A 26,880-nucleotide genomic window follows, 5' to 3' on the forward strand; every position below is an offset into this window, starting at 1 on the left:
GTTTCTTTACTGTTCTTTTTATCTTTACTGTTCTTTTTATCTTTTCCGTACACTTTATTCTTTTTGATCACGAATGAAGAGGCTTTGTATTTTTGAAAAATACTGGCAACGAAAATCTGAGTGAATTATTTAAAACAGATAGCCGTTGCCGATTAAAATCGCAATTTTTTTAACAATTGAGGGAGTATAGCAAAAATAGTACATCAAAATAGTACAAAAAAGTAACACTAAAGACGGGTAGAGGCGCTTTTGAATTGTACCATCAATCTGAGTTTGGGAACCTCGAGAATTATCTGTTAGAAAAGAAATACCTTAAAAATAGCAGCCGCGAACAATCCCTCAATGTTCATGTATTTTCCGGAACAGTTGAATTTAAGAAACACAGATTCAAAAGTGTTTCTCTTTTTTTAATAAACGCGTCTGATGAAAAAACCCTTGAAATAATGAGCAAAATTTTCGTCCTTCTCTGTATAACTATATCTCTGGGCACGACAATTAATTTCCTGGAAACCGAAAACTCAGACTGGTTTTATATCCTGGGCATAACAGCATCTCTGGTTCCGCTAATTCTCTCTTTATTCATACAGCATGTACTGGAATACCATCAGGACACTTTTTGCAGAAAGTGCGGAAATAAACTTGCCTGCGAAGAAATAGGCGAACCTGTTTTGAAGGAAACAAGCAATCATGGGGATTATACCCTAACGGTTACAAGACACTGGAAGTGCAGGTATTGCGGGAATGTGGATACAAGGGAAGGGCCTGAGAATATCTTTACGGAAAAAGGAGAAATGCTACCCACAATTCATCTGAGAAGTATTGAATGCAAAAAATGCAGTGGAATAGGCACGGTTAAGGAATTCAGGAAACCCGATATAAAAGAGATTGGAAATAAGCGAATAACCAGAAGATATTATAAATGTACCCTTTGCGGGCATGAGTGTATAAGTGAAAGTGAAGAAACAATTAATCGTAGTGTTCACGCCTGCGGATCATGAAGAACCAGTTTACAGCAGAAAAAGAGGCATTTTTTCCGTGGCTGTCGCTCATACATCCTCTGTATCAGGGCCTGAATCAAAACTGGAAAAAACAGAAAAAAATATCAAGTGTATGCTCTAATCCATGATCTACTTGAGTGCTTCTTGTTCAACTGCACTGATAATCAACTGCACTGATAATCTTCCCTGCAATTTTTACTTTTCATTCGTTTCTGACTCTCTTGCGCTGTCCAGGATAAGCCCGGAAATCAGAAAAATGAAACCCATAACAAACTGGAAAAGTTGCCTCACAAAAAGACCAAAAATGAACAGTAAAAATCCTGACATCATAAATAATATACTCAGGAGATAAATAGGTAACTCTTCCATCTCCGGATTTAGAAATCTGGAGAAGATACAATTGACCGAGCTCTTTGTATGTTCATTATCACCATTTGAAACACTGGTTTCAATATTGCTACTGTATAAATAAGTATGTTCACTCTCCAGTAGAATACCCCCTATCAAAAGCATTTTTTTGGTCTAATTCCTGCTGTTAGCTTTAATAAATAATATACTCTTTTGTAATTAAAAATTAATGTTAGAATGTTAGTTCGCAAAATTCAAAACTGCCGGTATGCTCAAAAAAGAATTTTTATATTAATCTTTAAATTCGAAAAAGTATTTTATAAAAAGGATTTTTACGAACTTTTTGCAAATTTTAGGCATATTAAGATTCAGATTCAACTTAAAGTACATATTTCCAGCCATCTTTTTTCAAACTCTTCCTTTGTGCCTCATAACCAGGCATGAGTCCCCCAACGAGCTTCCAGAACCTGGCAGAATGGTTTTTCTCCTTTACGTGGCAGAGTTCATGCACAACCACATATTCAAGCTGTTCAGAAGGAGCCATCATAAGCTGGAAATTAATCCTGAGTACATTGTCTGCAGAGCAGCTCCCCCAGCGTCTCTTCTGGTGCTTTACCTTAAAAGCAGGAGGGTCTACTTTCAATTTTTCCGAATAAGCTTTCAGGAGCCTATCAACATCATACTCGGTGCATTCCCGGTAGAAACTCCAGACCGCCTTTTTTACAAGTACCGGCCTCAATTCCTCAGGAACAGCTTCAGGAATAAGGACAGTAAGTTCAGTCCCGTTGAGGGAAGCAAGAGGTTTTTTAACTCCGGCCTCGGGCAGGATTTTCAGAGGATATTCTCTCCCCAGATAGAGATATTTTTCGCCGTCAGTATACCGCTTCTCCTGCCCTGGAAGCCGGTTTGCCTCAAACCAGTCAAGCTTTTCCTGGACCCAGCCAGCCTTCTTCTGTACCATGTCCCTGATAGCCCCACGGCTAAGCCCATGAGGAGCTCGAAACTCCACCTTGAGGTCAGGGCGGACTACGATTGCGGCTTTTTTCCTCCTTTTACTGTATACGATTTCGTAGTCTATTGTCCTGCCACAAACCCTGATACTATCGTTTTTTCTCATTACGGTTTCCTCGCCTGAGTCCTGAAATTCGTTCAATTCTACATCCAACTTTGCCTTAAATCTGCTTTTACCTGAGAATTTTACAACTTCAGGTAAAATAAATCATTTACCTTAAGTGATTGACCTTTTCTGTCCCGGCAGAGTTGCGGCCCTGAAACCCGAGTTGCGCCTCGGGACAGAAAAATCATAGATTTTTCCTGTAGTTGCGATGTAATCGCAACAGTATGCCGTCCGTTTCGGCAGAATTGCGGCTCTGCAGTACGCTGTCCTTCCCGAATTGCGCCTCGGGAGTACGCGGTCTGTTTCGCTGCGCTCAAGCAGACTAATTTGCAGGTTAAAATTGGAAGCTTCGCTCAAGAGGGCCAATTTTGGGATATAGTAATGAGCTGCGCTCAAGCAGACTATTTATGGGTTAAGAAGTGAGCTTCGCTCAAGCGGACTAAATTAAGTTTTTCTTCCCCTACAACGTCATTCACTGTTTCATGTCATTATTGTCCCGCTCGACGAAGGAGAGCGGTCTTCTCAAAAATACGAACAAGATGCGGTAAAGAAGAACGAAAGTAAAAGCCCTAAAGTAAAAACGGCTTCTGACGCCTATAAGGAACTACATGTAAAAGTGACCATGGAAAATGATACTTTCCGCTTTTTTGCGTGTTCTGCTTTTTTGCGGGGCCGCCAGCAGGCTGATGAAGGCGCTAATATTTACCGGAATTAGAAAGTTCTTTTCGTGTCTATAGAAGTTTTTTCCGATAATGTAAAGGCACCAAACCATCGAATCTGGTCATTACCTGGTCATTATTTATAACCGGAAAGAGAACGAACGGATCATTCCAGACTCGGTATCGGTTCAGGTATAAGCAGTATCCATATCATAAGCCCGCGTATAATGCTCAAAAGTAAGAAAGGTGAGGGTATTACCAGTTTTATCAAACGTGTAAATCAACACGAAGGGGCCTATATGAATCCTCCATTTTCCCTCGAACTCAGCTTCGAGCGGGTAACCGATTTCAGGCCTGTAAGCCAGGAGGCGGAGGCGTGCCTTCACATAATCATATGCCGGCCTGTCGAAGCTGTACAGTTTTTTCAGGTTTTTGCGGACTGAGGGGTGAACTGTTACTCTGTATGTCATTGTTCTACCTTTTCAAAAAATTCTTCGATTCCAAACTCAGGCAAATTATACTTTGAACAGTCCCTTTCTGCTTTTCGGATTTTAGAGGAAAAGGATGGCTGAAAAGTAGCTTCGGAAGGATATTTGATTTCATTGAATCTTTTTTCAAGTTCCTTTAGATGATAAAAAATTTCTGCAAATGTCATACCCATCAACTCATCCGTTTATAAGTGCTTCTAAGGCATTATTCAGGCTCAAAGTACCTTTTAAGGTTTTTCCGAACAGATGCTTAAAGGATAGATAAAATAAGACCAATTATATAAATCTTGGGCATTAAAGAAAGGGAAATCCGAATTGAAACATAAATTTGGAAAGCGATTATGTTAAAGTTCCGGGATTAGTTTCCAAAGCCAAGAACGCCATTATTTTTCGACCAACTATTATATAATTTTGGGCATTATTCATACTCGGCAAATTAAATCTCGTGAAATGCTTCATGAGCTCAATTAATGAACTATTTCATGAGCTCAATTAATGAACTATTTCATGAGCTCAATTAATGAACTATTTCATGAACCCCATTCGCGAAAAAAAGAAACAGGAGATCTTCAAATGCAGTACAGCATGGGAATTGACGCAGGAGGGACGTACACCGATTCGATCATCATCCGGGATTCCGATGGCAAGGTGATGGACTCGAACAAGGCACTTACGACCTATCCGGACCTTCTTGCAGGAATTAAAAACTCCATTGACGGGCTGGATGAAAAGTACTTAAAAGACGTAAAAATGGTATCAGTTTCGACAACTCTTGCTACAAACACGATTCTTGAAAAAAATGGCTATCCTGTAGGTTTGATTCTTGTCGGGGACTACGAAGTCCAGGAAAAAATGCATGCTGAGTGTTATGTCGTGGTAAAAGGAGGGCACGACCATCACGGAGCTGAACTGGTTCCCCTTGATATGGAAGCAGTTGAGGCTTTTGTCAGGAAGGTAAAAGACAGGGTCTCGGCTTTTGCAGTCTCTTCATACTTCAGCATCCGAAACCCTGTGCATGAGCTGGCAATCAAAACCCGAATTCAGGAACGTACGGGCCTTCCTGTCGTGTGCGGGCACGAGCTTTCCCTTGACCTGGGAGCGTATGAAAGAGGGGTTACAGCCTACTTAAATGCCCAGCTCATCCCTATCGCAAGCCAGTTTATCCTTTCGATCAGGGAAGAAATCAAACGCAGGGAAATGGACGCAAGACTGCTCATGCTCAAATGCGACGGGTCCGTGGTGGGCATCGACGAAGCCCTTGAAAAACCTATTGAGTCGATTTTTTCAGGCCCTGCTGCAAGCCTTGTAGGAGCTTCACACCTTTCAGGACTCGACACCTGTGCAGTCATAGATGTGGGCGGGACAAGTACGGATGTTTCCATGCTTGAAAACGGGCTTCCCGAACTCTGCCCTGAAGGAGCTGTGGTCGGGGGCTGGCAGACCAAGGTCAAGGCTATCCGCATGGAGACTTCGGCAATGGGAGGAGACAGCCACGTCTGGGTCAGGAACATGAAAATCAACATAGGGCCCCGCCGGGTTATTCCGCTCTGCGTTGCAGCTGTCAAATACCCCGGCTTTCTTGAAGCCCTGAGAAAGGGAAGGATCCCGGGAACCATGCACCTTGAAGAGAACGTGCAACCCACAAAGTTCTTCATAAGGACAGGGGTCGAGGCATCGAAACTCGGAAGTTACGAGCAGGAACTCTTTGACAGGATAGGAGATACCCCAACATCCCTCAATGATATCTTCTGGGAAACCCAGAAAACCCTATCTCCCGGACTGCTCGATGCCCTGATCAGAAAACGCCTTATCCAGGCAATTGGCTTTACCCCTACTGACGCCCTTCACGTGCTCGGAGAATACCGGGGCTGGGATGTGGAAGCCTCGGTTGCCGGGGCAAAACTTCTAGAACGCTATACGCAGACAGATTACATTGAACTCTGCAAGCGCATAAAAAGGGATGTGGCAAAGAATATGGCGGTAAACCTGATGTCCTTTGTCTTAAAAGACGTTCCCTCCTCCGAAATTGAAAAAATTATTCTCTCGGACAGGTTCACGCAGTTCAGAATGAAAATCCCTGTCGTGCTGATCGGAGGCCCCGTAGTTGCCTATACCGGAGAACTAAAAAGGATTCTTGATGCTGACATTATAGTCCCCGGATACTCGGAAGTAGGAAATGCTGTAGGTGCTGTTGTAGGAAAAGGCATAAAAAGGATTGAAATCCTTATCAAAAGCACCTATTCAAAAGACAGGAAAAGACTTGTCCTTCTCTTTTCTCCCCGCGGCAGGGAAACCTTCGGAAGCTATCCTGAAGCCCTGGCACATGCAGAAGCCCTCGGAAGGCAGCTTGTGATGGAATATATGACCGGGGCTGGCCTTGACAGGGGGCAGGTCCAGATCGAGATAAGCAGAAAAGATATTTCCCTGAGTGAGGCAGGTTCGGTACCCATAGAATCAAAACTCGTTTTTGTCGGAATCGGGATGCCGAAAGTTTGAGTTCCGGAACCTCCGGAACATTTATATTTTCCCTCAATAATGCAGATATTGCAATTCGGATTATAGAGATTCAAAAGTAAAGATTAAAAGTAAGCCGGATAGAAGCTTTGAACTGAAATTGCTCTTAAGCTCAGGGTTTACTTTTAAGCCATGAATTTGTTCTTTAACAATCCGTTCGCTCCAGAGTTCCAGATCTCCGATTTTAAAAAATGGACTTCATGGAAAATTGATTTCATGGAAAATCGATCTCATGGAAAATCGATCTCATAGAAAATCGATCTCATGGAAAATCGATCTCATAGAAAATCGATCTCATGGAAAATCGATCTCATGGGACTGGCTGGAATTAAGACGATTCTTCCTCCGGTTTTAGCAGGAAGTTCTTGGGAATTTCTGGGATGGAAAAGAAAGAAAAAATGAGAGAAAAACGAAAGAAAAACGAAAGAAAAACGAAAGAGAATTGCTTACGAATGATTTTAGAGACGAAAGCATAAACGGAATCACCAAATGGCACCTTACGGGTGATCCGTAAATCAAAAATGTATATGGAGTTAAAAAAATGGCATACAGTCTGGGCATCGATGCCGGCGGGACATATACCGATTCCATTTTGATCAGGAACTCGGATGGAAAAGTAGTATGTTCGAATAAGGCACTCACAACATATCCCGATCTTCTTGAAGGAATAACGAATTCTATTGACGGGCTTGACCAGGAAAATCTGAAACTTGTGACAATGGTTTCGGTTTCCACAACCCTTGCAACCAACACTATCCTGGAAAAGACAGGATACCCTGTAGGGCTCATTCTTGTAGGAGACTATGAAATCCCTGCGGATTCGGAGATTGAAAACTGCATGATGGTTCAGGGGGGACACGACAGCCGTGGAGAGGAGGTCGAAGCCCTCGACCTTTCCGCAGTTGAAAGCTTTGTATTGAGGCTGAAGGATAAGGTTTCGGCTTTTGCAGTCTCTTCATATTTCAGCGTCCGCAACCCTGAACACGAACTGCGCGTGAAAGCCCTGATCCAGGAACTCACCGGGCTTCCTGTTGTCTGCGGGCATGAACTTGCCCAGGCTCTGGGAGCCTATGAAAGAGGAGTTACGGCTTACCTGAATGCCCAGCTCCTGCCGGTAGCAGAGAGTTTCCTGAAGACCGTTGTAAACGAAATTGAAAGGAGGGGGCTTGAATCCAGAATTGCAATGCTTCGCTGTGACGGGTCGGTCGTGAGCATGCAAGAAGCCATGAGAAAGCCCATAGAATCGGTCTTTTCAGGCCCTGCTGCAAGCCTTCTTGGGGCATCTTACCTCTCAGGCCATGAAACCTGTACTGTTATCGATGTTGGGGGGACAAGCACGGATGTCTCGCTTATCCACAAAGGGCTGCCTTACCTCAGTGAAAACGGAGCTGTTGTAGGGGGCTGGCAGACAAAGGTAAGGGCACTCAGGATGGAAACCTCGGCAATGGGCGGGGACAGCCATATCTGGGTCCAGGGCAGCAGGACAAACATCGGACCCCGCCGGGTCGTTCCGCTCTGCAGGGCTGCTGTCCTCTACCCCTCGTTCATGGGCACCCTGAAAAAACGCTGGATTCCGGATAGGTTAAAATTGAACGAGCACATCCAGGCAACAAAATTCTTCGTGAGGACAAAACACAGGGCTTTAAACCTGAACAAAGAAGAAGAGGAACTCCTTTCCCATATAGGGAATGAACCGCTCTCCCTCAAAGATATCTACTGGGATAGAAATGTCCTTCCCTCAAAAAAAGTAATGGACTCCCTGATCCAGAGACGGCTTGTCCAGGTTATCGGCTTTACCCCAACCGACGCCCTGCATGTCCTGGGAGAATACAATGAGTGGGATTCCGAAGCCTCGGAAATAGGGGCTACATTGCTTGCAAACTTCATCGGGACCGACAGGAAGGAATTCTGTTTAAACGTAAAGCGGCTTTTTGCCCGGAACATGGCAAAAGACCTCCTTGCCTTCCTTATGGAAGGAGTTGACAGAAACGAAATAGAGAAAATGCTTGAAGGCAGCTTTTTCTCCCGCTTTAAGGTAGATATTCCTGTAGTCCTTCTGGGAGGACCGGTCAGAGCTTATGTGGATGACCTGAAAAAACTGATCGATGCCGAAATACTTGTCCCGGAATACTCCGAGGTAGGAAATGCGGTGGGAGCCCTTGTGGGAAAAGGGACAAAACGTGTCGAAATCACGGTCCGCACAATTTACAGTGAATCAAAGTATGACCTGAAGACAAAAGGAGTCTTTGTTTACACTCCCACAGGGAGGCGGCACTTTATAGTCCGGAGCGAAGCGCTCGAGTTCGCAGAGGCTTTCGGAAGAGAGCTCATCCTTAACTACATGTCCGAATCAGGGCTTTCTCCGGACCAGGTTACGATCAATGTGGAAAAAAAGGATATAAAGGTTCATACGGGCGATATTCCCCTTGAGACCAGGTTCATCTTCGAAGGGATCTCAAACTCGGACGTATACGAGAAAGCTGTTTCCGGGCATAAAAAACTTTCTAAAAGTTTTGAGGAAAACGGCGAACAGACGCAACCCCTTAACTGCAACCCTTCAGGCGAGACTTCCATAGCTGAAAATTGGGAGTGAAAAAGGATAAAGTTCATAACTCTCCTGTACATTTGGAACATGAAATACTGATAAGCAGCTCAGAGTTTGTTCGAAAAGTCCACTCGATACTGTAGAAAAGTTTTAAATTATTGTAAATGATCTATGTGTGTATTGGTTGCCCAAATAATGGAAAAATAGCACAGCAGACGTATCAATTACAAACATTAAAGGAGTTAACATGATCCCAAGAAAAGCATTTCTAACAAAAGGTACCGGGGTCCATAAGGACAGATTAGCATCCTTTGAACTTGCACTGAGGGATGCAAAAATAGAGAAATACAACCTTGTGAGTGTATCAAGCATTCTGCCTCCTAACTGCAAACTCGTACCTAGAGAAGAAGGCCTCTCCGAATTGAGGCCGGGCGCCATTGTCCACTGCGTTCTCGCAAGAAACGACACTAACGAGCCTCACCGCCTGATGGCGTCAGCCATAGGAACTGCTGTACCTGTGAACGAGGATAACTACGGCTATATTTCCGAACACCACTCTTTTGGAGAAGAAGAAATAATTGCCGGGGAATATGCCGAAGACCTGGCCGCAACAATGCTCGCAACAACCCTCGGGATCGAATTCAATGCTGAAATGGCCTGGCATGAGCGCGAACAGGTGTATAAGGCAAGCGGACACATTTTTGACACATTCCATATATGCCAGACCGCAGCAGGCGACAAGAACGGAAAGTGGACCACAGTTGTTGCTGCCATGGTCTTTGTTACGAGTAAATGTTGAGGGGCTAAACCCCCTTATCCACCTACTCCCTGCTTTCACAGCGGTTTTTTTCCTTTTCTCATTTTTTTGCTACCCACAAATAGTATAACCTTCTATTGAGTCAAAGTGTAACCTTCCATTGAGTCAACTTCTCCTCAGCCGGGGGCTCAGGGATTTTTCTACACTCAAGTGACCAGATACGGATGGATACTGGCCGATCAGATTCAAAAATAATCCAAAAAAAATAATTCAAAGAAAGAGTTCAAAAAGAAAATTCACGGAAGGTCCGGGATTAAAAGAGAATCAGTGAAGAATCTGAGGACATGGCTTTAATATATTGTTCCTTTGCTTCATTAAAGCGCTCGAGCTTGAAGAGGAACAGGCTGTAATTGTAACGGATGTTAATGTTTTCGGGATCCAGTTCCAGGGCTTCACGGTACATGGCTTCAGCCTGCCTGAACATCCCCAGCCGTTTCAACAGATTGCCGTAGTTGCAGAGCGTAGGGACGTGGCACGGGTCTATTTCAAGAGTCTTTTTATACTGGATTTCAGCTTCGTGATACCGCCCAAGCTCAAAAAGTAGCTGCCCGTAGTTAGCCCTGGTATCCGCATCTCCGGGTTTCAGCCTGAGGATAAGCCTTTAATGCATTGCCGCTTCCTCAGTCCGGCCGGATTCCGAGAGCAGGTTGCCGTAGTTGCAAAGAGCACTTATGTGGCCATGGCTTACTTTCAAAACCTCTTTATAATGAACTTCAGCTTCCTCAACCTTTCCTTCCTCCTTAAGAAAATTGGCATAATTATATAGTTACCTCTACATTTAATGCAACATTATTATACTAATATCAATATATTAGTTACCTATGAGCTTGGAGATGTTTACCACTTCTGATATTTCTACTGCTATATATCGCTCCTGCAATAAAACTGAGCAGATTAGACTTCAAGCGTTATTATTGGTTAAAAATGGTTTAAGTCCCGCTAAAATTGCCGAAGAGTTTTCAGTCCATCGTTCAACAGTACATCGTTGGATAAAGAGAGCTGAAAAAGAAGGTTTGTCTAGCCTTAAATGTAAACCCGGTCGAGGAGTAAAGTCTTTTTTAACGGCAGAACAAGTATCTGAGCTAAAAAAAGCATTATCCGAGCCAATACCAACAGATGACGGTTATTATCGTGGTTGGCAAACAAAGGATGCAGTTCAATTTGTCAGAGAGAAATTCAACATATCTTATTCAAAATCAAGAATGAGACAAATCATTAAAAATTTAGGGTTTAGCAAAATAACATGTCGACCTCAATCAAAAAGGCGAAATGAGACTCTCACAAACGAATTTCTAGCCGAAGTTCAAAAAAAGATTCCTAAATCCTAACCACTTATTCGTAACTCAAGATGAGAGCAGTTTTTGTGTGGATTCAAACAGATCAAAATGTTGGGCTATCAAAGGTTCGAAGCCTATTAAGTTTACAAGTGGTTCAAAAGCCAAAGTCAATATTGGAGGGTTCTACACTGAAAACGAAGAGTTTTATGGGTATGATTTAGGAGTTACACAGAATACAGACTCTTAGAGGCTGTCTTAAAATTAAATAATCCTTTTCTCTTGGTTTTTCTTCGATGTCAAAACGATCTATAAGGCTTCCTTATCCCAGTGATTTATCCAACAGAGAATGGAAAATAATTAATCCTTATTTTCCTGATCTCAAAACAAATCGAGGTAGAAAACGTGTTCATTCTTATCGAGAAATATTGAATGCTATCTTCTATTTGTTACGTTCTGGTTGTGCTTGGCGAATGCTACCTCACGAATTTCCACCCTGGAAAACTGTTTACCATTACTTTCGTCTTTGGCGTATTTATGGAATTTGGGAACATATCAATACTGTTCTGAGAATAGAACTGAGAATTGCATATGGTAGAGAACCAGAGCCAAGTGCTGCAATTTTAGATAGCCAATCTGTTAAAACCACAGAAACTCCAGGAGTCCGTGGGTATGATGCTGGCAAGAAAGTGAAAGGGAGAAAGCGTCACATTCTGGTAGATACAATAGGGTTACTGTTGATGGTTGTGGTTCATACAGCAGATATCCAGGATCGAGATGGTGCTAGACTTGTTCTGGAACAAGTTAATGGAGCATTCCCTCGATTACAGCTTATTTGGGCTGACGCTGGTTATTCAGGTAAACTGATTGAGTGGGTCAAGATAACATGTGGATGGGTACTAGAAATAGTTAAGCGTAGAGATAATATCAAAGAATTTCAAGTACTTCCACATAGATGGATAGTAGAGCGGACGTTTGGATGGCTAGGTAGATATCGAAGGTTAAGTAAAGACTACGAAGGATTAACAGAATCAAGTCAAGCATTGATATATGCGGCTATGATCAGAATAATGATTAAAAGAATCGCTAATATCAAGAATTAAAGAGAAGGAGAATAATTTTAAGACACGCTCTTACTTAAAGTCATTAATCGATTTTAAGAGAGAGATAGGGGTAAAGATATTTCTCATACTAGACAAAGCTACATGGCATAGATCAGCAAAGGCAAAGGAATTTTATCAAAATAATAAACAGTGGCTGCAAATTCTGTTTTTTCCTCCAGCTACTCCAGATAGGAATCCAACAGAATATTGTTGGAAAACGACAAGAGAAGAGTTAACGTCAATAAAATCATTCAAAAATATTAACGTATTAAGAAAAGAACTGGATGAATTTTGGGAGAAACACAAATTTACACACAAAATGTCGCATTATTTAAAATGGTGACTATAGTTGGCTGACACGTGCTCTGGAACCTGTTCAAGCACCAGTCTGAAATGTTCTTCAGCCTCCTCTTTCCGCCCAAGTTCGACAAGGAGGTTGGCATAGTTGCAGCGGTTGTTTGCATTCTCGGGATCCAGTTCAAGCACTGCCCTGAATTCGCGTTCAGCTTCCAGCAGTTTCCCAAGCTCAAAAAAGAGGTTTCCGTAGTTGCAGTGAGTGCTGATATGCCCCGGCTCAAGTTCAAGAGCCTGCCTGTACCGGCTTTCTGCTTCAACTTTCCTCCCAAGCTCGGCAAGGACAATTCCCTGGTTGCAGAGGGAGTTGACGTGTCCCGGATCAAGCTTCAGGGCTTCGTCGAATTCCCGAAGAGCGGTTTCCTTCCTCCCCATGAAATAAGCAAGAACTCCTGAAAGGAAATAAGCCTCGATCTGCTGTTCCCCTTCTCCCATGAGAGCACAGGCTTTCATAAACACGTATTCTTCCCTGAACATCTCCTTTGAGTCGCATATCTTTGCGATATTCAGGAGAAAGTCAGGAGAAATTCCGTTTTTTCTTGAAAACTGGATTGCAAATTCAATTCCTGCGCCTGTTTCGTCCTCATTTTCCCTGACTAACTCCACAACACCAAAAATAAGTTTATTGATCATGTCCAGGTCCATAAAAATCAATTCCCTCAAAACGATTCCCTGAGAAAAAGCCTCAGCTTCCTCCTTATTTATTCACTGTTTTCAGCCGATAAATATTTTATTATATAACTCGGACTCACGGAAAGAATTTTGAAAAAGTTCTCCTGAAATGGGTATATTTTTCTTATCTCCTAAAAATCAGGTCGTCCACTTTACATGGTTGATATTTTTGATAAAACAATGTCTGACTCAAACTCCTGGATTCTGACCCATACAACTTTATCTGCCATATCGGGTCGTTCCTGTCCTGGCAGAGTTGAGCCACCCAAATTTCGCTTTGGGAAAACGAGGTCTGTTTCGCTGCCCGAATTGCGCCTCGGGATCGCAGTAAATCGAAGATTTTCTGGGAGTTGCGATGTAATCGCAACAGTACGCTGTCTGTTTCGCTCCGCTCAAGCAGACTACTGTTATGATTAGACTAAGAGCTTCGCTCAAGCAGGCTAATTTACAGGTAAAAATCAGGAGCTGTGCTCAAGCGGACTAAATAATGGATCTATCTGAGCCTTACAACCGTACTCTCTATATTGAGTCGTCTTTGTCCCGCTCGACGCAGGAAAGCGGTCTTTCTCAAGATGACAAAAAAGAGAACTAAATATGAATAAAAACAACATGCCAGCAAGTAACAGCTTCTGAGATGCTGGTGAGTGAAAAAGAGAACAGTAGGTCAAAAGGCAGAAATTTTGGTCTTATTTCTCTTTAATTTCTGCTTCTTTTTCCTTTTTGTGAAGGGCCGCCAGACAAGCTGGCGGAGGCGCTTATATTTATTTGTGAATTTTAATAAGGTCCCCACTGTCAAGATATGAATTCGTTTGTTCCTTTTTTGCGTTGCAGATGAGATATGTTCAACCTGCAAGTGAAAAAAAGCATTCAATTTTTGGGTCGTGGGGGTAAGTCATTGAAAATCGCAAGCATAAGACCCTCCCCACGTTTTTACTCAAACATAGGTAGTGTGCTTGGTTTTTTCAGATTTATCAATAACTCACGGACAAGACCAATTTTTGTTTGCTAACAGTAATTCTTGCAATTCTTTTAGAGAAAGGACTGAATCTTTCCTTCTGTGAATCATACGATGGCAATTCGCACAAACGCATATTAAATCTGTTTCAGCATTTATTTGAACAGAACCTTCTCCTTCGCAGAGTGGTTTTACGTGATGAACTTCGATATAATCTCTCCCGATTTCACCATATGTCTTTTCAAAATCAAAACTGCATCCCTGGCATACAGTTCCATGTATTGTAATAGCGTTACGTCTATTTTGCGCGTTTCGTTCATATCGAGTAGTATAACATAAAATCTTTTTACCTTCCTGTGTGCTTTCTACAATGGAACTTGTAAGCTCATCTTCTTCAGATGGAAATGGTTGATCATTTACCATACCAAGCTCTTCTAATGCCTGGACTAACTCATCCCTCAATTTCCAAACAAAATGTCTAGACGGGTTGTAGTCTTGATGCCATCCTTCAAACGGTACAATGAATTTTGATTTATTGCCTTCAGTACCGATTACTTCAAATCGATTTAGATATTTTAGAATTCGATTAGTTAGACCAATAACGATTCCGTTATATGGAGTGCCTTTCAACTCAGGAGAATACTTTGCCATTATTGCTTTTGATGTTGCTTGATGGTCAATTTCTTTATACCATTTCAAAATCATATCTAAAGCTTCTTTGTAAAAAATATTTGGGTTTTGGAGCGTTGATTTCCATTCTTCCACAGTGATATCAATGTCTGCTTCATATCGACCATCAGAATACCTCAAGTATCGCTGTTCCATCAGTAACTCACCTTTAAATTTGAAAAATAAACCAAATGAAGATACAATCACTTTAGAAACAATCACTTTAGAAACGTTAAATTTTTTGATTAAAGAGCTTCTGACGCGCTCACACAAACTGTTTTAAAAAGAACAAAGGGAAAGACAGTCAGAGCTTCCCCGGCCTCAGGGGCATGTAAGGCTGAAAGAACCTTGCCCACATATCCCGGAAGTATTTTTCTGAAGCTCCTGGCCTGATGGGGGCAGTATACCCGATTAGTGCGGCACCTGCAAGGATGAAGATGCAGCCCTCGATAGTGTTTGGCTGCACGGGCTCTCCAAGGAGCAGGCAGCAGAAAAAGATGCTGCTCACCGGTTCAAGCAGGGAGAGTACAGCTGCGGTCTGTGCCTTCATCCGTGCTACTCCCCTCAGGTATAAAAGGGAAGCAAGAGCCGTAGCTATAACCCCTAAAGGTATTAACAGCTTCAGGTTTTCCAGCAGGACCGGGAAGGATACCGTAGTCCCGAAAGGCAAGAGCAGGACGAGGCTGACTGCTGTTGACCAGTACATCTGCTCGACAGCCGAATAAGTGCCTTTCAGGTAGTTCATGGTCATGATCGAACATCCGTAAGAAAGCCCGGAAAGCAGCCCAAAAAAGACTCCTGTGATATAGTTCCCATTTTCGGAGCCCTGGCTCCCGTAAATGTTTGAAGGATTGACAGCAAGCAGTATACCCGAGATCGACAGGATAAGTGCAAGCATATCCCGAAGTGTTACGTGCTCTTTGAGGAGCAAAGGAGAGAGCAGGGTGACATAAATCGGGGCTGTGTACAGGAGAAGCACAGCTACAGGAATGCCAGAATATTTGATTGAGGTAAAGTACGTAAACATCGTTATTGTGTTAAGAACTCCAAGCAAAAGCATATAGAATTTCTTCTGCTTCAGTTCAATTTTTTTGATCCCCCCGGATACGACAAGATAGCCAAAAATGATTGCAAATCCGAAAAACAGCCGGTAAAAGAGGATAGAACCAGCTTCCATATCTCTTATTCCTTTTACAAATATGCCTATCATCCCGAAGAGGATGCAGGACGTAATGACTGTGGTAAATGATGTGTTATTTTCTTTAACTGTCAGGGGCATAAGTGCAAGAGAGATATAGGAACCAGAATATATAACTATTTGAAAATAATTAACTATGACAAATTATTAAAAGTTGAATAGTTAAGAAGAGATTGGAGAAAATTAGAAGAGGGTACGCAAACAAAAATATAACCAAAGCGAGGAACAAAAGTTACAGGAAAAGAGTTTAATTAAATAAACTACGAACTAAAATCGAACAAAAATGAGCTTAAACCGAGAAGGAAAATAAGCAAAATTAAAAAGAAAAGAATATTTATAACAGACTGAATAAATTAATCCTTTCCACACTTTACTCTACAAAATAAATCATTTCGTTGGGAGTGCGGGTAAGTTCGTTACTTTCTATATCTGATAGAATAAGTTTCTCTATTCTGTCCCAGGTATTTTTACGGGTTGTTTTGATGCCCAGAACCCTTGAAGTCTGGATGATCAGGTCTTCCAGAGGGGTTGAATACTGGTTGTTAAGGACAAAACGGACGGCCTCTTTTATCTCCTCATCGCAGATCCATTCGATCTTTGCATATGCGTCAGCATCCCGCCTGCGCAGGAGATCTGCAGGTTCCGAAAGCGGCCAGTAGAATTCTCCTCTTGCCAGGATTTTTCCCGAACTTTCGGCCGCTGCCAGGGAGTCCGAGATTCTATGCTTGATTTTGCCTAACATGCGGGGAATTCCAGTATGGGACTTTATCCTCTGGATTATTTCCTCTGCGTGAACAGGCCCTTCGAATTCCACAATTGTTACAATGGCTTCCTCGAGCTGCTCATCGGAAATTTCGGAAAGGTCTGCTGACTCCGGAAGGCCTGAAGAGGGGCAGATTTTGTAGGAAGGCACAAGAGCCTCAAGAGAATTACCTTTCCCGGACAATTTTTCAGCTTCGGATTTCATAGTCTCAGGAGCAGGAACTTCGATACTTTCGAAATCTTCATTCTCAAGCCCTGAGCTGAGATCGGATTCGGCTTTTTCTTCGGGGTCAACGACGGAAATGGTTTCAGATTTAATTTCGGATTTGATGTCGGATTTGATGTCAGGTTTAATTTCGGATTTAAACTCAAGTTCAACTTCAGCCTCTACTTCAGGCTCAATAACGGGTTCCGACTCAAATTCACGTTCGATTTCACGCTCAACTTCAGGTTCGGAATCCCTTTCCAGGTCAGGATAACCATCTTCATCAGGGTCTTCAGGTTCAAAGAAGCCGCCTGAGCCATAGATGTAAGCAAACTCATTAATTTTTCTGCTTTTTCTCTTCTTTTCCGGACCTGCGCTGAAATCGATTTCAGGATAAGCCTGGAAGAAGTTTACCTTCTCAGGCTCGGGTTCGGGAATGAGATCGGTTTCTTCATCCGTATCCGGTTCTAAATCAGAACGCGGATCAACACTGAATTTGAGGAGGTTTGATTTCCTTGACCTTCTGACAGGCCTCTTTCTGGAGTTTTCGTTAGCCAGTGTAGCCAGAGACCGGGCTTTTGAAGTCATTTCAGGAATAAAATCCGGGCTTTGAGGGGGGAAAAGACCGTCTCCCAACGCGGAGAAAGCATCCGTAAAGGAGTCTTCAGCCTCGGCTTCATACTCCGGTTCATCTTCCGGTTCATCTTCCGGTTCATCTTCCGGTTCATCTTCCGGTTCATCTTCCGGTTCTTCTTCCGGTTCATCTTCCGGTTCGTCTTCCAGTTCATCGCCCAGTTTATTTTCGGATTCCGGTTCCCCTTCGTCAGTTATTTCTTCAGCTACTTTTTTTATTTTCTCTTCATATTCCGCGTCAGAGAAAATCGGCGCGGAAGATTTCCTTTCAGGATTATCTTTAGGAGTGTTTTCGAACAGTAAACCTTTTTCAGAGGAATTTTCCGAAAGGAACTCCACTTTACGGGGAGCTCTTGCAGAGGATGCCGTTTCAAAGGTTTTTAATTCAGGCTCTTTAAAGGTCCCGCCTTCCATAGGGGAGAGCAGGCTTGCAGCAGGAACGGGATTTGCCTCAGCAGTTAGGGCTATCTCATAGGATTTGGCGGATTTTGCCCAGGCCGAAGGTTCGTTTATTATCACAACTTCGGGCTTGGGTTCGGATTTTGCCTGCAATTTTGCCTGCCTGACAGCTGCATTCACGGTCTCAAGCAGTTTTTCTCTGCACTCTTTTGGATGGAGATACCAGTCCGTAGACCAGACCCTGTAGATTTTCCAGCCCAGCCCTTCGAGAATCTGCTGACGCAGGCGGTCGCGGTCCCTTGAAACCGGAGAAGAGTGGTAGCTTGCCCCATCGCATTCGATCCCGAGCACATACCTGCCCGGATGGAGGGGGTCAGGGACTGCAAGATCAAGCCTGTAGCCGGCACATCCGATCTGCCTGTGCACCTCACACCCGTTTTCAGTCAGGAACTCGGCGACTGCTTCTTCAAAAGGAGATTCAAGTTCTTGCCTCCCGCACGAAGGGGTAGGAAGAGTGCCGCTTTCGGCAAACTCAAGGAAGACTTTGAGGGCTTTAAGCCCGAAAGAGGTATTTTCATCAATGGACAGGTCTCTTGAAGTAAAGTTGGAAAAGACCACGCATTTTTCCCTTGCTCTTGTGATAAGCACATTCAGACGCCTTTCTCCTCCCTCCCGGTTAAGCGGCCCGAAGTTAAGGGAAAGTTTCCTATTGTGATCAAAGCCATAGCCAACACTCAGGAGAATGACATCCCTTTCGTCACCCTGAATGGTTTCGAGGTTCTTGACGAAGAAATGTTCTCCTCTATCGTTTCCGGAATTGAGGTCAACACTCGGGTTTGCTTTCTGGAGGACCTCGACCTCTTCCTGGATAGCTTCCTGCTGTTTAATATTAAAAGTACCGACCCCGAGGCTTTTTCCGGGGTACTTCTGGAAATGCTCGAAAACTGCCCTGGCAACAGCTCTTGCCTCTATCCTGTTGACTCCGCTCTTACCCCTGTCGTAAGCCGCATCAGGGAGGTGAACGAACTTCAGCCCCAGGCTTTCATCCTTCTGCATGGGGGAGGGATAAACGTAAAGGCGGTTGTCATAAAACTCCTGGTTTGAAATCGCAATCAGGGACTCATGCCTGCTCCTGTAGTGCCAGCGCAGGGTCTTTACCGGGAAGCTGCGCTTACAGACGTTCAGGATGCTTTCCATATCCCCTGCGGAGGTATAGTCGTCAGGCTCGCTTTCGGGGGAATCGACAACCGTATCGAAGAAGTCGGTTGGAGGAAGCTGTTTTGAGTCTCCCATTACCACTACCTGCTTTCCGCGCAGGAGGGCGCCTACAGCATCTTCGGGCCTGACCTGACTTGCCTCGTCAAAGATAATCACATCAAATCTTGTGCTCCGCGGGTCAAGGTACTGGGCAATGGAAAGCGGGCTCATCAGGAAGCAGGGCTTTATTTTCTGTACAAGGCTGCCTGCCTTTTTCATAAGGGTACGTATGGGCATGTGTCCGCGTTTGCGGTTGAATTCGTTGAGCAAAATTCCGGCTTCGGAAGCTCTTGAGGCTCCGGAGGTCAATTTTGGGGTTTCCTCATAAGCAGAACAGACAATCCTCTTCCTGTTCTCTAGCAGGACTTTCTTGTCAAGCTCGGTAAATTTGCTGATCTTGCCTTCATGGAGTTCCCGAATAAAAGCAGAGAGTTCCGGCCTTTCCCTGAAAGCTCGGTGTAACATACTTTCGGCATAATTGCCTTCAAAAGCCGGGATCATATCCTCTGGCTCTATTTTCCCGGCTTCAATGTCATCCATCATGGGAGAAGCAAGTGTTTCAAGACTGGCCTTCCGGTATCCCAGGTACTGGCTCCAGAATACGAGGGAAGAAGTATCATCTTTCCATCTGGTTATACGAGACTTCAACTGGCTGAGCTTTACGACTTCCAGATCATTTCCGAACATTTTCCCGAAATCTGCCCCTATAAGGGGTCCGAATTTTTCCAGGGAGGAAAGAAAAGCCTGTTTTGCTTCCAGGACTTCGTTTATGGCAGCTTCAACGGAGACTGCATCAATCCCGTTTCCTACAAGCCGTACGGATCTGTCAGTAAGGGTCCCTTCCCTGATAAGCCTGCGGAAGGGGACCAGCCACCTGCAGTGTTCTTCCAGCAGGGCAGGGTCGCTTTCAAAGCCCTTCCAGTAGTCCCCGAAGAACTTTTTGCCGGGTAACTCAGCATCCTCAAGCTCTAGCTTATGGGCTTTTAATTCGGAAACGCAGGCAAGATCGAGCAGAATTTTGCTGTCTTTTGAAGGGGTTCCCGAGAGATAGCAGGCTGAAATCTCCTTCTTCAGTTTCCGGTACCTTGAGTTTAAAACGCTGAACAGCCTACCTGAGACATCTTTAAACTCCGAGGTATCAAGGTCAAAAACCGCAGGGTGGAAAGTTTTGTCTACAAAGGTTTTCAATTCCCTGTACTGCCTGACTTTTGAGACCAGGGCTTCGGCTTCGGAGCTTGAAGTCTCGGAGTCCCAGGCAGGGTTCTGGAGCATTTTTTCAGGCAGGGGTTTTGATTTCCCTATAATTTTTGCAGCTTCGGTTATGCCAGAAATATCTTTAAGTGTCTGGGGCTTTGCGGTTGCAGAGAGATCATTGAGAGATTTTGTTGCCTTTTCAAGGTTTTCAAAAGCAAAAGCACATTCATCCGCAACAGCCCCGATATCCCCCAGGTCCGAAGGCAGTACAAGCCCTGGCTCGCAGCCGTACCAGGGGTTCTTCCTGACAGGTCCCAGGGCAGGAAGCACCTGCCCCATTTTTTCCAGAATAGACTCGGCTTCCATCCAGGTTTGGGGTTCCCAGGTATCAGGGTCCTGAAACTTAAAATGAGGCATTTTCATGCCTTTCGATTCAAAGTAAATCCGGCTCTTTTCCCTTACCCCATAAAGGGCATAGAGGCTCGGGTAGATCTTTCCTGCAGGTTCCCGGAGGGTTTCTGCATACCCGTTGAGTTCCTGTTTAAGTTTTTCAAGCTCATTAAGATCCCTCTCAGCACTGATAGCAGGTGGAGCAGGCCGATTGAGGGCTTTTTCCAGTTCTTCAAGCACGGCTTTTTTCCGGGTCTGGTGACTGTGCACCTCGAGGCAGAGCTCCCCCAGCCCAGCATTATCAAGCCTGCTCTTCACAACCTGCAGGGCAGCCATCTTTTCACTCACAAAGAGTACGCTTTTGCCCTGGGCAAGCAGTTCTGCAATCGTGTTTGCAATGGTCTGGGACTTTCCCGTACCCGGAGGTCCTTCCACAACAAGGTCTTTTCCGGCTTTTACATCCTCAACGACCGCAATCTGCGAGGAGTCTGCATCCATTATATGATAGGTATCTTTTGTCGAAAGCTTCAGGTCGACTTCTTCTTCCCGGAAGCCCTGAACCTCGCACTCAGGCTCTTCGGGGTTGAAGACCTTCTGGACCAGGGGATGCTCGGCAGGGGACATGTCTTCAGGCCAGGTTGCAGGGTCCAGATCCTTGTACATGACAAATTTCCTGAAGTTGAAGAGATCAAGGCAGACTTCCGGAATGATCTTCCATTCCGTTTTTTCACGGATTGCCCCGAGCACGGTCCTGAAATATTCCTGAATCCCGGAAGCGTCCTCAGGCATTTCAAACTCGGAAATCTCTATCCCGAACTCTTTCATCTTTGCCTGCAGGGTAATGGAGGTAAAAATCTCGTCTCCGGTCCACTGGATGCTGAAATTTCTGCCTTTTCCCATTCTCTTGAGTTCTACCGGGACCAGGACAAGGGGAGCCCTCGGGTTCTTTACTGAAGATTTAATCTCACTCCACTGGAGAAAACCCATTGCAAGATAGAGGACGGGATAACCCTGTTCTTCAAAAATAGAATTTGCCTGATTGTAGACGTAAAAAAGTTTCCTATCAAGGGTCTCGCTGTCATCCGAAGTGTCAAGGAACGGTTCGAAACGGGAGTGCTGGGGTTTAGTTCTCTCTTCCGAAGCAAGGATTCTTCCTATGGTTTTCAGAAGCCTGCTTTCATTTTCTGCAGCTTCGTCTTCCCCTTCCTCCCCGTTTTCACTTTTTCTTCCCCTTTTGGGCCTGGTCTTTGATGCCCGGAACTTCATTGATTTTTCCTGAAGAACAAAAAGGTCATAGACCTCCTCCGGGGTTCTGCCCGTAATTGAGATTGTCCGTCTCGGGGAAGGGCGGTAATTGAGAAGGTTATTTCGAAGGGATAGATCAAGCAAATTTTGTCTTAATGATTCCAGTTCCTTTACTATGTCTACCATAAAATACCAGGCCCTTTTCAAATAATCGATAAAATATATTTAAGATACAGATAAGAATACAGGATGATTGTTAATAAATTTTGTTGATGTCTTGCCGGAAAAACAAAACTCCAAACCGGGAATGAATTCTGCTGAAAGGAGAACGAACTCCTCTGAAAGTCCCACGATGTTCTGAAATAATTTGATTCCATAAATAGACAACTGTAGAATATTGGTGCAAGAGTATAAAATGTTTTACCAGATGTTTTACTGACATTTTACTGCGATTTACTGTTAATTTACTGTTGATTTACTGTTGATTTACTGTTAATTTACTGTTGATTTACTGTTGATTTACTGTTGATTTACTGTTGATTTACTGTTGATTTGCTGAATGTTGTACCGGAAAAACCTTATTTCGAGTTTGGTTCCTTAATTAAACTTCAAACCGATTCTACAAAATAGTTTGCAAGTAATTTTCAAAATATCTTTTGAAATAGTTTCCAACATATCTTTTGATATTGTTTGGCAAACTTCTTTTGTCCCTGAATTTACAAAGTTTATTCTATATTTACTTTCAGGCTTTACCTTTTTTAAGAAAGGATTGTGTAAGTGGTTGTATATTACCTCTTTGAAAAATACATGTATGCATACGGGAATACATCTGAAATTATTTACTTGATATTAGAATTTGTTGGTAGTTCCCAATTAATAGGTTCTATACATCCCGAATCCAAAGACAGAACCTTCAGGAGGTTATACTTGCTGCACGGGGTTAAGCGACCCGCCAGCCATTAATGAAAAAATAACAAACTAACCACTGCTGCTGTTTAGAATCAAAATATGACTGAGAAAATATTCTCTCCAGATTGAGAAATCCCTCCCCAACCTCGAAAAACGCTTTTTTGTTTTATTGAGAAAGCCGCTTTCCTGCGTCGAACAACTGATAACTGTTAAATTAGTCCTCTTGAGCACAGCGAAAAGGACAGCGCACTGCAGAGCCGCAACTCTGCCGGGACAGGATCTACACAGTACAGTAAATAAGGTCATAAAAACAAAGAAGAACTGTAATTTTAGCCCGTTTGAGCAAAGAGGAAATTAACGTTATTCATCCATAAATTAGTCGAGCACGGATAGCTGCTAAAACCTATCAAGTAGTCCTCTTGAGCGAAGAAGCGGAGCGAAAAGGACCTCATGCTGTTGCACTTACAGTGAAACTCCCGGAAAATCTCCGATTTCCTGTGATCCCGAAGCAAAACACGGGAAGCGAAAATCGGAAAGTGAAAATCGGGGAGCAGTCCTTTCAGGAGAACTTTACTTCATGTTTTGCTTTCACTTTCCAGGCCCATAAGGAGAGAGCTTGCAAGAATAAGGACACATCCGAACAGGGTGGCCCTGGAAACAGGGTCGTTTAAGATAAGGTAGGCAAAAAAGATGGCACTAACGGGCTCAAGCAGGGAGATTATACTTGCGTTCTGGGCTTTTACATGCTCAAGCCCTGTAAAATAGAGAATGGAGCCAAGGGAGGTTATCATTACCCCGAGGAAGAGCAGGACAGGCAGGTTATCAAGCAGGACTGCGGAGGACACCTGCAGCATAAAAGGCAGGAGAATCACAAGGGTCACGCCTGTTGAGAGAAAAAGCTGTTCCAGGCCTGAATATTCATCTCTGAGGTAGCGGGAGGTCATGATTATGCAGGCATAGAAAAAGCCTGAAAAAAGCCCCATCAGTATGCCGTAGAGATAGTCCGAGCCTGCCGCGCCGGAAACAAGGTTTGCCGGACCCACGACTACCACGACCCCTATAAGAGAGAGGGTGAGAGCAACAAGGTTTTTTGTGCTGATTTTCTCTTTAAGAATTACAGGAGCAATCAGCAGGACATAAAGAGGAGCAGTGTAAAGCAAAAGCACGGACATCGAGACGTTTGTAAAGTTCACAGCCGTGTAGTAGGAAAGCATCACTCCGGCTTGCCAGGCCCCGAGCAGCAACATGGCTTTTCTTTTTCCTCGAAGCCGGACCCCTGAGAGTTTTCCGGCAGCTGCGAGGTAGGCTGCAAGAACCAGAAAACCGAGGAGGAGCTGGCAAAAAACAACAGGTCCCGCAGCCATGTTTTTTATGTACAGGAAGAAGATTCCTGCAAACCCATAGATGACGGATGCGGCAATAACCTGAGCATTTGCTCTTATATACCTGGGCTCCATGACTTCCTCAAATAAGGGGTTGGTTTAAATAAGGCTTTCCAGTGCTTCCAGTGCTTCACTCACAGGAAAAACAAACAACTGGTTCCAGAACATAGATTCGACAACGTTAAATACTGTCAAAACAAAAATAATTATGGATAGGCGGGTGTGGAAACAGATTTGTAGAGGCGCGTCTGGGTTACTTTCTCAGTTATCATCACATCACCCCCCAGGCGCGCCTATCCTCTTCGATCCCACACCTCTTTCCGGCACAACACTATGATGGCTAGACTTCTACTTCTTTTGCTGTTTATCTTTCGTTGTTTACTTCTTTTCTTGCCTACTTCATCCCAGTCTGCTCCTCTTCCAATCTACTTCATTTCAGCCTACTTTATTTCAGTCTACTTATTTTCCTGATGCTTTTTTCTGATGTTTTTTCTGATGCTTTTTTCTGATGTTTTTTCTGATGCTTCTTTCTGATGCTTCTTTCTATCTTCACGTTTCTTTTTGTTTTTCCTGTCCACTGCTTAGCTTCTTTCGGAAGCTCTGGACACGGATGAAGGGTCAGGCTGAGACACCTTATGTTTCACACCAAGCACCCGCACAACAACCATGCTGATTTCAAAAAAGATGATCATCGGCACTGCAACCATGACCTGGCTGAACACGTCAGGGGGAGTTATTACAGCGCCTATGAAGAAAAAGACAACATAAATGTGCTTGCGGTAGGTCACAAGGGTTCTGTACTGGATAAATCCACTCCGGGTCAGGAAAGTAAGGACTATCGGAAGCTCAAAGATTAAACCAAAAAGAGCTGTACCTGCAGCTGCAAACGAGATGAACTTGAAAATCGAATAGGTTGCAGTTACCCCGGAATCTGCTGCGCTCAGGTAGAGGTATTCCAGAAAGAGGGGAAGCATTAAGAAATAAGCATAAGAAGCCCCGAGAACAAACATTACAAGAGCAGCAACGCCCAGGAGCAAAAAATGGCTCTTCCCGATTTTTATTGGGTTTTTGAAAGAAAAACGCCTCGATAGAGCCCGGTAGGCATAGAATGCAATCAAAGGCAGGGCTAAGAGGATACCAATAATAAATGAGAGCTTGAGCTTCAGCATCATTACTTCAAGAGGGGACACATAGACAAGCTTTGCACCCTCAGGTAAGAGGTCCTCTTTCATCCTCTCAATCAGCGGACCCGTAAACTGAAAAGAAAGAGCAACTCCTGCAACAAGGACCGCAGCAACCACGGCCAATTTCCTGCGCAGGGTCAGCAGGATTACACTTAAGTTTTCAATTGCTTCAGACATATGAAGTACCTATCCGGCAAATAAAGGAACTGGTTACCTTTCAGGGGCTACCAACCATCAGGAACTGATTGTTCTATTTTTTCAACAATATTTTTTGTTTTTTCAACAACATTTTTTGTTATACAAAATAATAACAAATACAAACCTGCAATCAAAGCATCATATTTCAAACTTTGTATCTTCAATCCCAATCATAGAGCCTAAACACGGAAGCCGATACTGTTGATATGAATACATACTGTAAATATTAAAGGCGGTAAATATATATCATGAATCTATAGTTTTAGAGCATCACGGCCTCAATATCCAGAGCATCCAGCATCCAGAGCATCTGGAATATTGAGATACCATTTACATCCGGAGTATTCGAGATATTGTCGAGACCTGAAAACTTGAGATGTTAATGTAATTGAAAGTTCCGATATTAATATATTTATTTAAATGCAGTATAAGACAGAGAAATAGATCAAAAATCAGTAGAACATCAGTAGAATATCAGATAAATCCAGAAATCCAGAAAAAACCATGAACCCACATAATATCGGAAACCAGTTCCAGGATACCGGAAACAAAATTGGAAACACTAACGTCTATTCTTCTGGGGTTCCTGGGGACGTTGAAGAACCCCTTATGGCTCACCTGTATGAGCTCAGGAACCGGCTTGCCGTAGTTCTGGTCTGGCTCTTTCTGGCTATGTTGGTTGCATATCCCTTCTCGGAAAAAGGGATGCTGCTTGTCTGGAAAGAGTTCATAAGCCCGGAACTGGATATGGCAGTCTATTCGCCGCTTGAGTGGATCTTTGCCCGTCTTAAGCTCTGTCTGGTCTTTGCCCTTGCAGTCTCAATCCCGCAGTTCTTCTATCAACTCTACAGGTTTGCAGGCAAAGGGCTTTATCCGCATGAAAAACGCTTTTTCCTGAAAGTTGTCCCTGCCTCATTCCTCCTCTTTATCCTGGGCGCCGCCCTGGGTTACTTCATTGTTTTGCCTGTGATGTTCAGGTACGTGATCTTCTATTCAGGGGATGTGGCTTCAGCCCAGCTGTCTGTTCAGAATACTCTCTCAGCAGTAACAACAATCCTTGCAGGCTTCGGAGTCGTGTTCCAGGCACCCCTTCTGGTGGTATTTGCCGTGAAAATGGGGCTTGTAAAGTACCAGACCCTCAAAAAACAGCGGTTACTTGTCTACAGCGCAATTGTAACGCTTTCACTGTTCCTTTCCCCGGACCCGACTTTCATTGCTCAGCTCCTGGTCGCGCTTCTGCTTGCAGTCCTCTTTGAGTTCAGTCTGCTACTGGTAAGGCTGTTTTAAAGGGAGTTTAGAACTCTAAATTCGTCTCCCCAATCAAAAAAGCAGACATTATACAATAGCTGGGAGACAGGTCAGGGAAAAAATCTATCTCCTTTCCCTGTTACAAGAACTTTTATATTTGATT

18 protein-coding genes and 3 pseudogenes are annotated in these 26,880 nt (G+C 43.8%); 8 read left to right on the forward strand and 13 right to left on the reverse strand.

Annotation, left to right across the window (positions count from 1 at the left end):
* Nucleotides 1-443 precede the first annotated feature (443 nt).
* Complete coding sequence (locus ACSAZL_RS12700) at nucleotides 444-998, forward strand: hypothetical protein (RefSeq protein WP_440945013.1); 555 nt, start codon at nucleotides 444-446, stop codon at nucleotides 996-998.
* 727 nt (nucleotides 999-1,725) lie between these two features.
* Here ACSAZL_RS12700 and ACSAZL_RS12705 read toward each other — a convergent pair.
* The 4 genes from ACSAZL_RS12705 to ACSAZL_RS12720 all read right to left on the reverse strand — a co-directional run bounded on the left by ACSAZL_RS12705 (nucleotide 1,726) and on the right by ACSAZL_RS12720 (nucleotide 3,777).
* Nucleotides 1,726-2,463, reverse strand: coding sequence for a M48 family metallopeptidase (locus ACSAZL_RS12705; RefSeq protein WP_440945014.1), 738 nt, complete (start codon nucleotides 2,461-2,463; stop codon nucleotides 1,726-1,728).
* Nucleotides 2,464-2,574: 111 nt separating this feature from the next.
* Complete coding sequence (locus ACSAZL_RS12710; RefSeq protein WP_440945015.1) at nucleotides 2,575-2,820, reverse strand: hypothetical protein; 246 nt, start codon at nucleotides 2,818-2,820, stop codon at nucleotides 2,575-2,577.
* Between the two features lie 490 nt (nucleotides 2,821-3,310).
* Nucleotides 3,311-3,592 (reverse strand): type II toxin-antitoxin system RelE family toxin, encoded by a 282-nt coding sequence (locus ACSAZL_RS12715; RefSeq protein WP_440945016.1) that lies wholly within the window; start codon nucleotides 3,590-3,592, stop codon nucleotides 3,311-3,313.
* The gene (locus ACSAZL_RS12720) at nucleotides 3,589-3,777 is read right to left on the reverse strand and encodes a hypothetical protein (protein WP_440945017.1); all 189 of its coding nucleotides are present in this window, start codon (nucleotides 3,775-3,777) and stop codon (nucleotides 3,589-3,591) included. Before ACSAZL_RS12720 ends, ACSAZL_RS12715 begins: the two co-directional genes overlap by 4 nt.
* A gap of 406 nt (nucleotides 3,778-4,183) precedes the next feature.
* Here ACSAZL_RS12720 and ACSAZL_RS12725 point away from each other — a divergent pair, with 406 nt between their 5' ends.
* The 3 genes from ACSAZL_RS12725 (at nucleotide 4,184) to ACSAZL_RS12735 (ending at nucleotide 9,468) form a co-directional block, all read left to right on the forward strand.
* Nucleotides 4,184-6,106, forward strand: a complete 1,923-nt coding sequence (locus ACSAZL_RS12725; protein WP_440945018.1) for a hydantoinase/oxoprolinase N-terminal domain-containing protein — start codon at nucleotides 4,184-4,186, stop codon at nucleotides 6,104-6,106.
* Nucleotides 6,107-6,665: 559 nt separating this feature from the next.
* A complete protein-coding gene (locus tag ACSAZL_RS12730; RefSeq protein ID WP_440945019.1) occupies nucleotides 6,666-8,717 on the forward strand; it encodes a hydantoinase/oxoprolinase N-terminal domain-containing protein in 2,052 nt (683 codons plus the stop codon).
* A 199-nt stretch (nucleotides 8,718-8,916) separates the two neighbouring features.
* Nucleotides 8,917-9,468, forward strand: a complete 552-nt coding sequence (locus ACSAZL_RS12735) for a pyruvoyl-dependent arginine decarboxylase (RefSeq protein ID WP_440945020.1) — start codon at nucleotides 8,917-8,919, stop codon at nucleotides 9,466-9,468.
* Nucleotides 9,469-9,739: 271 nt separating this feature from the next.
* Here the strand turns inward: ACSAZL_RS12735 and ACSAZL_RS12740 are convergent, their stop codons facing one another.
* Nucleotides 9,740-9,925 (reverse strand): tetratricopeptide repeat protein, encoded by a 186-nt coding sequence (locus tag ACSAZL_RS12740; protein WP_440945021.1) that lies wholly within the window; start codon nucleotides 9,923-9,925, stop codon nucleotides 9,740-9,742.
* Nucleotides 9,926-9,937: 12 nt separating this feature from the next.
* Nucleotides 9,938-10,081, reverse strand: a pseudogene (locus ACSAZL_RS12745) (tetratricopeptide repeat protein); the annotation flags it as partial.
* A gap of 226 nt (nucleotides 10,082-10,307) precedes the next feature.
* Between ACSAZL_RS12745 and ACSAZL_RS12750 the strand changes: the two are divergent.
* The 3 genes and pseudogenes from ACSAZL_RS12750 to ACSAZL_RS12760 all read left to right on the forward strand — a co-directional run.
* A pseudogene (locus ACSAZL_RS12750) lies at nucleotides 10,308-11,007 on the forward strand (IS630 family transposase); the annotation flags it as partial.
* Between the two features lie 49 nt (nucleotides 11,008-11,056).
* Nucleotides 11,057-11,863: an IS5 family transposase gene (locus ACSAZL_RS12755; protein ID WP_440945022.1), complete on the forward strand. Its 807-nt coding sequence runs from the start codon at nucleotides 11,057-11,059 to the stop codon at nucleotides 11,861-11,863.
* Between the two features lie 22 nt (nucleotides 11,864-11,885).
* A pseudogene (locus tag ACSAZL_RS12760) lies at nucleotides 11,886-12,206 on the forward strand (transposase); the annotation flags it as partial.
* Here the strand turns inward: ACSAZL_RS12760 and ACSAZL_RS12765 are convergent.
* The 7 genes from ACSAZL_RS12765 to ACSAZL_RS12795 all read right to left on the reverse strand — a co-directional run bounded on the left by ACSAZL_RS12765 (nucleotide 12,191) and on the right by ACSAZL_RS12795 (nucleotide 25,618).
* Nucleotides 12,191-12,862 carry a tetratricopeptide repeat protein gene (locus ACSAZL_RS12765; RefSeq protein WP_440945023.1) on the reverse strand — a complete coding sequence of 224 codons (672 nt, stop codon included), beginning with the start codon at nucleotides 12,860-12,862 and terminating at the stop codon, nucleotides 12,191-12,193. The pseudogene ACSAZL_RS12760 and the gene ACSAZL_RS12765 overlap by 16 nt on opposite strands.
* Nucleotides 12,863-13,868: 1,006 nt before the next feature.
* Nucleotides 13,869-14,735 (reverse strand): HNH endonuclease, encoded by an 867-nt coding sequence (locus tag ACSAZL_RS12770; RefSeq protein ID WP_440945024.1) that lies wholly within the window; start codon nucleotides 14,733-14,735, stop codon nucleotides 13,869-13,871.
* Nucleotides 14,736-14,817: 82 nt separating this feature from the next.
* A complete protein-coding gene (locus tag ACSAZL_RS12775; protein ID WP_440945025.1) occupies nucleotides 14,818-15,792 on the reverse strand; it encodes a DMT family transporter in 975 nt (324 codons plus the stop codon).
* A 289-nt stretch (nucleotides 15,793-16,081) separates the two neighbouring features.
* Nucleotides 16,082-21,982, reverse strand: a complete 5,901-nt coding sequence (locus tag ACSAZL_RS12780) for a DUF3320 domain-containing protein (RefSeq protein ID WP_440945026.1) — start codon at nucleotides 21,980-21,982, stop codon at nucleotides 16,082-16,084.
* A 1,298-nt stretch (nucleotides 21,983-23,280) separates the two neighbouring features.
* Nucleotides 23,281-24,162 carry a DMT family transporter gene (locus ACSAZL_RS12785; protein WP_440945027.1) on the reverse strand — a complete coding sequence of 294 codons (882 nt, stop codon included), beginning with the start codon at nucleotides 24,160-24,162 and terminating at the stop codon, nucleotides 23,281-23,283.
* A gap of 506 nt (nucleotides 24,163-24,668) precedes the next feature.
* Entirely contained in the window at nucleotides 24,669-25,448 is a 780-nt protein-coding gene (tatC, locus tag ACSAZL_RS12790) for a Sec-independent protein translocase TatC (RefSeq protein ID WP_440945028.1), read from the reverse strand.
* 47 nt (nucleotides 25,449-25,495) lie between these two features.
* Nucleotides 25,496-25,618: a hypothetical protein gene (locus tag ACSAZL_RS12795; protein WP_440945029.1), complete on the reverse strand. Its 123-nt coding sequence runs from the start codon at nucleotides 25,616-25,618 to the stop codon at nucleotides 25,496-25,498.
* A 355-nt stretch (nucleotides 25,619-25,973) separates the two neighbouring features.
* Between ACSAZL_RS12795 and tatC (ACSAZL_RS12800) the strand changes: the two genes are divergently transcribed.
* Complete coding sequence (tatC, locus tag ACSAZL_RS12800) at nucleotides 25,974-26,756, forward strand: twin-arginine translocase subunit TatC (protein ID WP_440945030.1); 783 nt, start codon at nucleotides 25,974-25,976, stop codon at nucleotides 26,754-26,756.
* Nucleotides 26,757-26,880 lie beyond the last annotated feature (124 nt).

Source organism: Methanosarcina mangrovi (assembly GCF_052057765.1).
Taxonomy (GTDB): Archaea; Halobacteriota; Methanosarcinia; order Methanosarcinales; family Methanosarcinaceae; genus Methanosarcina.